General features: G+C 69.1%; 9 protein-coding genes and 1 pseudogene. 8 read left to right on the forward strand and 2 right to left on the reverse strand.

Features of this window, described 5'->3' with window-relative positions; translation table 11 throughout:
• The first annotated feature begins 390 nt into the window (after positions 1-390).
• From ACFY1L_RS37515 to ACFY1L_RS37535, 5 genes are all read left to right on the forward strand, one after another.
• Positions 391-1,788 carry a DUF6421 family protein gene (locus ACFY1L_RS37515; protein WP_388834701.1) on the forward strand — a complete coding sequence of 466 codons (1,398 nt, stop codon included), beginning with the start codon at positions 391-393 and terminating at the stop codon, positions 1,786-1,788.
• A gap of 41 nt (positions 1,789-1,829) precedes the next feature.
• A complete protein-coding gene (locus ACFY1L_RS37520) occupies positions 1,830-2,579 on the forward strand; it encodes an SDR family NAD(P)-dependent oxidoreductase (protein ID WP_388834768.1) in 750 nt (249 codons plus the stop codon).
• Positions 2,576-3,646 (forward strand): threonine aldolase family protein, encoded by a 1,071-nt coding sequence (locus tag ACFY1L_RS37525; protein WP_388834704.1) that lies wholly within the window; start codon positions 2,576-2,578, stop codon positions 3,644-3,646. Before ACFY1L_RS37520 ends, ACFY1L_RS37525 begins: the two co-directional genes overlap by 4 nt.
• Positions 3,647-3,727: 81 nt before the next feature.
• Positions 3,728-4,321, forward strand: coding sequence for a transglutaminase family protein (locus ACFY1L_RS37530; protein ID WP_388834707.1), 594 nt, complete (start codon positions 3,728-3,730; stop codon positions 4,319-4,321).
• 8 nt (positions 4,322-4,329) lie between these two features.
• Positions 4,330-5,022, forward strand: coding sequence for a B3/4 domain-containing protein (locus ACFY1L_RS37535; RefSeq protein WP_388834710.1), 693 nt, complete (start codon positions 4,330-4,332; stop codon positions 5,020-5,022).
• A 4-nt stretch (positions 5,023-5,026) separates the two neighbouring features.
• Here the strand turns inward: ACFY1L_RS37535 and ACFY1L_RS37540 are convergent, their stop codons facing one another.
• Complete coding sequence (locus ACFY1L_RS37540) at positions 5,027-5,755, reverse strand: lysophospholipid acyltransferase family protein (RefSeq protein ID WP_361263452.1); 729 nt, start codon at positions 5,753-5,755, stop codon at positions 5,027-5,029.
• A gap of 186 nt (positions 5,756-5,941) precedes the next feature.
• Entirely contained in the window at positions 5,942-6,358 is a 417-nt protein-coding gene (locus tag ACFY1L_RS37545; protein ID WP_388834713.1) for a DUF4395 domain-containing protein, read from the reverse strand.
• Positions 6,359-6,433: 75 nt separating this feature from the next.
• Between ACFY1L_RS37545 and ACFY1L_RS37550 the strand changes: the two genes are divergently transcribed.
• From ACFY1L_RS37550 to ACFY1L_RS37560, 3 genes and pseudogenes are all read left to right on the forward strand, one after another.
• Positions 6,434-6,847 (forward strand): TlpA family protein disulfide reductase, encoded by a 414-nt coding sequence (locus ACFY1L_RS37550; protein ID WP_388834716.1) that lies wholly within the window; start codon positions 6,434-6,436, stop codon positions 6,845-6,847.
• A 207-nt stretch (positions 6,848-7,054) separates the two neighbouring features.
• A complete protein-coding gene (locus ACFY1L_RS37555; protein ID WP_388834719.1) occupies positions 7,055-7,564 on the forward strand; it encodes a flavin reductase family protein in 510 nt (169 codons plus the stop codon).
• Between the two features lie 219 nt (positions 7,565-7,783).
• Positions 7,784-7,879: pseudogene (locus ACFY1L_RS37560) on the forward strand (electron transfer flavoprotein subunit beta); the annotation flags it as partial.

A 7,879-nucleotide genomic window follows, 5' to 3' on the forward strand; every position in this document is an offset into this window, starting at 1 on the left:
AACTCGCTTCCGTCGACGGCGGCTCGGCTCCGCGCGCGACCGGAGCGGACGGTCACGCGGGCAGAGCCGCAGCCTAACGGCCCCGACCCGTGATGTACCCGCGCGTACACGGGGGATTGGCGTGGCGCCAGGGGCGGACCTGGCCTGTACCGGCGGGGGTGGTCACCCTGGCGTGGGCGAGTCCTGCGGGCATTGACCGGTGGCCGGTTTCGGCGGCCCGGACCCAGGGTAGCCGCGCGATACCCAAATGCCTGCCGGATCGGTTTCCGGCAGGAAAAAGTTCGGTGACCATCGGGATGCGCAGGATAATCTCCCGAGGCTCCTCTTGCTGGGAGGAAGCTTGTATGTATACGGTCTCCTGACGCGAGCTTCTCCTGTGAAGGATGGGACATGACGGAAATTCTTGTGCAGTCGGCTTCGGGGGAGCAGGTTCCTCCCGCGACCAGGGTGGTGGAGCACCCGGCGTGGGCCGTGCTCAAGGATGCCGTGGAGCAGATCCGGCCATGGCAGTCCAAGGACGGATCGATCGACTTCGAGGCCGAGGGTGCGCCCGGGCGCACCGACGCCGAGGCCGCCGTACGGCGTGTCATGGACGCCGTGGAGGAGCTGTCCCCGCTGCTTCCGCATGACCGCGCCTACCACGAGGCCCTGGTCAAGGACCTGGACCGCTGGGCCGTCGACGGCTTCCAGGTGCCCGACTTCCTCGACTCGCTGCTGGCCTTCCAGCCCGCCGCGAACCGTGCGGACGGCCTGCAGCACCTGGTCGTCTTCGCGATGTACACGCAGAACGGCAACCCGGACCGCAACCTCGAGGCGGTCGTGCTGCGCATGGTGTGGCCGGACTGGCTGGCCGAGCTGGAGCGCACCCGCTACGACAACCCGCTGTTCTGCGGCATCAAGTTCGAGGACTTCACGGCCGGCTACGACACCAACTCCGCCGTCCTCTTCCCGGAGACCATCGCCGTGCGCGAGGCGCCGGAACGATTCTCCTGGGGCGGTATCTTCTGCGACCGCGAGGCCGCCCGCTTCCGCCGGGTCACCGACGCCGCCGTCGGCATCCTGGGCCTGGAGCTGCCCGAGGACATAGCCGCGATGGTCCACGACCAGAAGCGCTGCGAGGAGGCCTTCGTCCTGTGGGACATGGTCCACGACCGCACCCACAGCCACGGCGACCTGCCCTTCGACCCGTTCATGATCAAACAGCGGCAGCCGTTCTGGATGTACGGCCTGGAGGAGCTGCGCTGCGACCTCACCGCCTTCAAGGAGGCCGTGAAGCTGGAGGCCGACGGCGCCCCGCAGGCCCGTGACGTGCAGTACGCGGTGCTGTTCGACCGGATGTTCCGCTTCCCGGTCACCGGCGAGCGCGTGCGCAACTACGACGGCCTCGGCGGCCAGCTGCTCTTCGCCTACCTGCACAAGCACGACGTCATCCGCTGGACGGACAACAAGCTGTTCATCGACTGGCAGCGCGCCCCGCAGGTGACGAACCAGCTGTGCGCCGAGATCGAGGACCTCTACCGGGCGGGCATCGACCGACCGAAGCTCGTCCACTGGTTCGCCGCGTACGACCTGGTGTCGCAGTACCTCGCCCCGCACCCCGGCTCCCGCTGGGCCAAGGGCCCCGACGCCCTCGACCTGAGTCAGCCGCCGCGAAAGCTCGTCGACGACGTGCTTCCTGACGAGTTTCCGCTGAGCATGTTCTATGAGGCCCTCTCCAAGAAGCTGAAGAACGTGATCGCCTCCACGAAGGGCATCACGGCGGAGAGCGCCGAGCGGGTGGCCGCGTGAGCGACCGCACCACCGAGAACAAGGCTCAGGAGGCGAAGAAGATGGCGGGGAACGGAGCTCTCAGCGGTGCGGTGATCGCGGTGGCCGGCGCGGGCGGACCCGCAGGGCGCGCGGCACTGGTCCGGCTCGCCGAGGCGGGCGCGACCGTCGTGGCCGCCGACAACGATCCCGAGCGACTGGCGGAGGCCGTGGACGCGGCCCGGTATGCCTCCGGTGGGGCCACCGTCACCGGCGAGCCCGTCGACCTGCTGGACCTGGAGTCCACCCGGGACTGGGCCACCCACATCGAGAAGGACTTCGGCCGCATCGACGGCCTGGTCCATCTCGTCGGCGGCTGGCGCGGCAGCGAGACCTTCATCAAGACCAGCCTCGACGACTGGGACTTCCTGGAGCTGCTGCTCATCCGCACCGTGCAGCACACCTCCCTCGCCTTCTCCGAGGCGCTGCAGCGCAGCGAGCGCGGCCGCTACGTCCTGATCAGTGCGGCCGGCGCGAGCAATCCGACCGCGGGCAACGCGGCGTACGCCGCCGCCAAGGCCGCCGCCGAGGCGTGGACGCTCGCCATGGGCGACTTCTTCCGCAAGGCCGGGGGCGCCGAGGGGCCGACCTCCGCGGCTGCGATCCTGGTGGTGAAGGCGTTGGTGCACGACGCGATGCGCGCCGAGCGTCCCAACGCGAAGTTCGCGGGCTTCACCGACGTCAAGGACCTCGCGGAGGCGATCGTCGACGTCTGGAGCAAGCCCGCCGCCGAAGTGAACGGAAAGCGTCTGTGGCTGACCGAGAAGCCGTGAACCCACCGAAGACCGACGCCCGTCGCCACCACGACCCGTCAGTCCGCGGCTTCGCCAGCGACAACTACGCCGGGGCCCACCCGGAGGTGCTCGCCGCCCTGGCCCTGGCCAACGGCGGGCACCAGGTCGCGTACGGCGAGGACGACTACACCGAGAACCTCCAGAGCATCATCCGCAGCCACTTCGGTGCTACGGCGGAGGCGTTCCCGGTCTTCAACGGCACCGGCGCGAACGTCGTCGCGCTCCAGGCGGTCACCGACCGCTGGGGCGCGGTGATCTGCGCCGAGAGCGCGCACATCAACGTCGACGAGGGCGGCGCCCCCGAGCGCATGGGCGGCCTCAAACTGCTCACGGTCCCCACACCCGACGGCAAGCTCACCCCCGAGCTGATCGACAGGCAGGCGTACGGCTGGGACGACGAGCACCGCGCGATGCCGCAGGTCGTCTCGATCACCCAGAGCACCGAGCTCGGCACCCTCTACACGCCGGACGAGATCCGTGCGATCTGCGACCACGCCCACGCGCACGGCATGAAGGTCCACCTGGACGGTTCCCGCATAGCCAACGCGGCCGCGTCCCTGAACGTCCCGATGCGGACGTTCACCAACTCGGTCGGCGTCGACATCCTCTCCCTGGGCGGGACGAAGAACGGCGCGCTGTTCGGCGAGGCGGTCGTCGTCATCAACCAGGACGCCGTCAGCCACATGAAGCACCTGCGCAAGCTGTCCATGCAGCTCGCCTCCAAGATGCGCTTCGTATCGGTGCAGTTGGAGGCCCTGCTCGCCAAGGACCTCTGGCTGCGCAACGCCCGCCACTCCAACGAGATGGCCCAGCGGCTGGCCGAGGGCGTGCGCGCCGTGCACGGCGTGGAGATCCTCTACCCGGTGCAGGCCAACGGCGTCTTCGCCAAGCTTCCGCACGACGTGAGCGAGCGGCTGCAGAAACGGTTCCGGTTCTACTTCTGGGACGAGGCCGCGGGAGTGGTGCGCTGGATGTGCGCCTTCGACACGACCGAGGACGACGTGGACGCGTTCGTGGCGGCGGTCAAGGAGGAGATGGCCCGCTGACGCCCTCCAGCGATGCATGGATATGCGGTCACTCGAAAAGTTATTGACTCTCGGGTGATCGCATTCCTATGCTCTGCGGGCATGGAGCTGATCCAGAACACCCCTGACCTGTCCGCCTACTTGGCCGCTGACGACGTCATCGACCATGACCATCCAGTGGTACGGGAGACGGCCGCCCGCCTCGCCGAGAAGGTGCCGGACTCGTATGCCTATGCGCGGGCCGCCTATGAGTTCGTGCGCGACACCATCCCGCACTCCCAGGACTCGGGCGACCTGCGCGTCACCTGGCGGGCATCCGACGTGCTGCGGCACGGCACCGGCATCTGCTACGCCAAGGCCCACGCCGTGGCCGCGCTGCTACGGGCCGAGGACATCCCCGCCGCGCTCTGCTACCAGCGGCTGGCCCACGACGACGGCTCGGGGTATGCCGTGCACGGCCTGGTCGCCGTCCGCTTCAACGGCGCCTGGCACCGGCAGGATCCGCGCGGCAACAAACCGGGCGTGGACGCCCGGTTCTCCCTCGACGGCGAGCGGCTGGCCTGGGTCCCCGATCCGGAGTCCAATGAGGTGGACTATCCGGTCCTGTATGCTGAACCGCACCCGGCGGTGCTCGACGCCCTCAAGGCCGCACCCGACCGGCCGTATCTCTGGAAGACGCTCCCCACCGCACTCTGAGGCAGCCCATGACGCTCTCCCTGACCGTGTCCGACGAGGTGCGCACCCTCGTCCCCGGTTTCACCCATGTCGCGATCGAGGCGTACGGCCTGGTCAACGGGCCCAGCACCGAGGAGAGTTCGGCGCTCCTGGACGAGGCGGCCGGCCGTCTCGCCGTACGCCTGGACGGGCATGCCCCGCACGAGGACCCGCACATGGCCGCCTGGCGCGAGGCGTACACGGCGTTCGGCTCGAAGCCCTCGCGCACCCGCAACTCGGCCGAGGCGCTGGCGAAGAGGGCGCTGTCGGAGGCCGGACTGCCCCGCATCAACCTGCTCGTCGACCTCTACAACGCCATCAGCGTCGCCCATCTGATCCCCGTCGGAGGCGAGGACATCGACCACATCGAGGGCGGCATGCGCCTCGTACGGGCCACCGGCGACGAGGACTTCGTCACCGTGGCCGGCGGCGAGGAGGTCGTCGAGCACCCCGACGCCGGCGAGGTGGTCTGGCGCGACGACGCGGGCGTGACCTGCCGGCGCTGGAACTGGCGCCAGGGCCCGCGCACCCGCCTCACCGAGGACACGACCTCGGGCATCTTCCTGCTGGAGAGCCTGGCCCCGATGCCGGTCGCCGAGGTCGAGGCGGCGGGCGCCGAACTGGCCGAACTGCTTGAGAAGTTCAGCCCCGGGGCGAAGATCACCGTCCACGCCCCGGCGTGACGATTCAGCGGGCCTCGGCCGCCTTCACCTCTTCGGGCGTGGGCGCCGTACCGCCGAGGTGGGCGGGCATCCACCAGGTGTCGTCCGGGCCCTTGGGCCGTACGGGATAGGCGCGCTGTGCGGCCTCCAGGAGCTCCTGGACGCGCTCGCGCAGCCGCCTCGTGATCGCGCCCGCGTACTGGTCCTGGGGCGCCTCCACCGGCTCGCCCACCCGGATGGTGATCGGGGTGTGGCTGCGCTTGAAGTTGCGCGGGTGGCCCTTGGTCCACAGCCGCTGGGTGCCCCACAGCGCCATCGGGATGAGCGGCACCCCGGCCTCCTGGGCCATGCGCGCGGCACCCGACTTGAAGCTCTTGAGGGTGAAGGACTGCGAGATGGTCGCCTCGGGGAAGACGCCGACGATCTCGCCGGAGCGCAGCGACTGCAGCGCGTGCTGGTACGCCGCCTCGCCGTTCTTCCGGTCCACCGGGATGTGCTTCATGCCGCGCATCAGCGGACCCGAGATCTTGTGCCGGAACACCGACTCCTTCGCCATGAAGCGCACCAGACGCTTCTGCGGCAGGGCGGCCAGACCGTCGAAGATGAAGTCCAGATAGCTGATGTGATTGCTCACCAGCACAGCGCCGCCCGAGCGCGGAATGTTCTCCGATCCCTTCAGGTCGATCTTGAGGTCCCAGGCCTTGAACAACGTTTGGGCGAGACCGACGACGGGACGGTAGACAAGCTCAGCCATGGACGGGGTGGACCCTTCTCTCTGCCTGGGAAGGGGTTCTCCCGGCGGGAAGTTACGCAGCCGTAGGTTTACGGCATTGCGCAGATCGTGCCCGAAGAACGAACGGCTGGCCAGTCCTGGTGCCGCAGAACGGCGAGATCCTCGTCACGTCCATCACTGGTTCCACCTTGGACTTTTCCTCGGTCTTTACTCCGTACGGACCGTCACGCGCCGTACGACCAGGTACATCTCGCACCCGAGGCAGTACCCGAACGCGGCATTCAGAAACGCGGCGGCGAGCGCGGCACCGGTCGCGGCAAGCCCCAGCCAGGCCGGTCCGAGGGTGTAACCCACAAGCCCCACACCGGCGAAGACCAGCCCGACCGCCTGCGCGAACCGCGGCGGCTCCGGGGACTCGAACTCGGTCGGCGGCCCGATCCGGGGACGAACGGCCTTGCGGAACAGCCAGCCGTACGGCGAACGCGCCACCCCGCCCGCCGCGCCGAGCGCGAACGCCAACGTCTGCCAGGCCAGCAGCCAGGCGCTCCCGGTGATCAGCACGACCGCCAGGACGACGGTCGTCACGGCCGCGCCGAAGCGGGGCCCCCTCACATCAATGTCCATGAATCAAGCATTCCGCAGCGGAAAAGATTCGGGGAGTCGGGAATCTTTGCAGTCTCGTGAATGCTTGTGCAGGTGATGACCGGACTTGTGGTGTGTGTGGTGGTGCTCGCCGTGGCGGGCGCCTACGGAGTGCTCCATCGGCAGCGGAGCGGGAGGGTACGCGTGCGCGTGCGTGACGGCGGAAAGCGGCTCGGGGCCGCCGAGTTGGGCGCGGAGCTCGGCGAGCGCGCCACACTCGTTCAGTTCTCCAGCGCCTTCTGCGCGCCCTGCCGGGCCACCCGGCGGATCCTCGGCGAGGTGGCCGGAATGGTCCCGGGCGTGAGCCACGTCGAGATCGACGCCGAGGACCGCCTGGAGCTCGTGCGCGAACTCGACATCCTCAAGACCCCGACCGTCCTGGTCCTCGATGCCGACGGCCAGGTCGTCCGGCGAGCCACCGGCCAGCCGCGCAAGGCCGATGTCATCGCGGCGCTGGGGGAGGCGGTTTGACGGCTGTGACGGGAACGGTGAGGCATCTCCCATATGCCGGAACGTACTTGACTGGCCGCACCATCTATCGTCAGCCTGACCGTATGCCTACGGAACTCCTTCTCTTCGGGCGGGTCCACGTCGACCTCGCCCGCACTGCGAGCGCGCGCTGTCCGGGTTGTTGATCCTCCTCGGCCCCGCTCGCCCTCTTCGCAGAAGGACAACTCCATGACGGCCTCGCCCGACCTCGGCACCCCTCAGCTCGCCTCGCCCGACCTGCTGCGCTCCGTCTTCCGGCGGCACGCCGCGGGAGTCGCCGTGATCACCGCGCGCGGTGACGCCGGCCCGGTCGGCTTCACCGCCACCTCCCTCACCTCCGTCTCCGCCGAGCCCCCGCTGCTGTCGTTCGGCATCAGCACCGGCGCGTCCAGCTGGCCCGCGATATCGGCCGCACAGCACATCGGCGTCCACATACTCGGCGAGCACCAGCAGGAGCTGGCGGGCACCTTCGCCAGAAGCGGCGCGGACCGCTTCGGCGCCCCGACCGCCTGGCGCGAGGGCCCCGAAGGCGTTCCCGTCCTCGACGACGTGCTGGCCTGGCTGGTGTGCCGGGTGGTGGGCCGCGTGCCCGCCGCCGATCACCGCATCGTGCTTGCCGAGGTTGTCCTCGGCGACCCCGCGGGCCCCGGGCGCCCCCTCCTCTACCACCAGGGCCGGTTCAACGGCCTGCGCGACTGATCCTCGGCCGGCTCCCGCTGCGAAGCGGTCGAGTTCCGATTACGCTGCGTTGCAAAGGTCACAGTTCAAAGCGCTTGCTTAGCGGGAACGAACTGGGTGTACTGACGAGTAATATTTCGCTCGGAGCGCGGGTCGCCCCGATCGGGATCGGCCGCTTGAGGCGCCTATGCTGCCTGAAAGTAGGCAGCACCGAAATGACGATGCAGTAGGAGAGCCGGCGTGAGCTTGAGGATCGTTGTCACTGTGAAGTACGTGCCCGACGCCACTGGCGACCGGCACTTCGCCGATGACCTGACCGTCGACCGGGACGACGTG

This window comes from Streptomyces sp. NPDC001663, from assembly GCF_042893105.1.
In the GTDB taxonomy this organism is placed as follows: Bacteria; Actinomycetota; Actinomycetes; order Streptomycetales; family Streptomycetaceae; genus Streptomyces.

Coding starts and splice junctions, on each gene's coding strand:
- ACFY1L_RS37515 (WP_388834701.1), top strand. CDS start 391: ATGACGGAAATTCTTGTGCAGTCGGCTTCGGGGGAGCAGGTTCCTCCC.
- ACFY1L_RS37520 (WP_388834768.1), top strand. CDS start 1,830: ATGGCGGGGAACGGAGCTCTCAGCGGTGCGGTGATCGCGGTGGCCGGC.
- ACFY1L_RS37530 (WP_388834707.1), top strand. CDS start 3,728: ATGGAGCTGATCCAGAACACCCCTGACCTGTCCGCCTACTTGGCCGCT.
- ACFY1L_RS37535 (WP_388834710.1), top strand. CDS start 4,330: ATGACGCTCTCCCTGACCGTGTCCGACGAGGTGCGCACCCTCGTCCCC.
- ACFY1L_RS37540 (WP_361263452.1), bottom strand. CDS start 5,755: ATGGCTGAGCTTGTCTACCGTCCCGTCGTCGGTCTCGCCCAAACGTTG.
- ACFY1L_RS37545 (WP_388834713.1), bottom strand. CDS start 6,358: ATGGACATTGATGTGAGGGGGCCCCGCTTCGGCGCGGCCGTGACGACC.
- ACFY1L_RS37550 (WP_388834716.1), top strand. CDS start 6,434: ATGACCGGACTTGTGGTGTGTGTGGTGGTGCTCGCCGTGGCGGGCGCC.
- ACFY1L_RS37555 (WP_388834719.1), top strand. CDS start 7,055: ATGACGGCCTCGCCCGACCTCGGCACCCCTCAGCTCGCCTCGCCCGAC.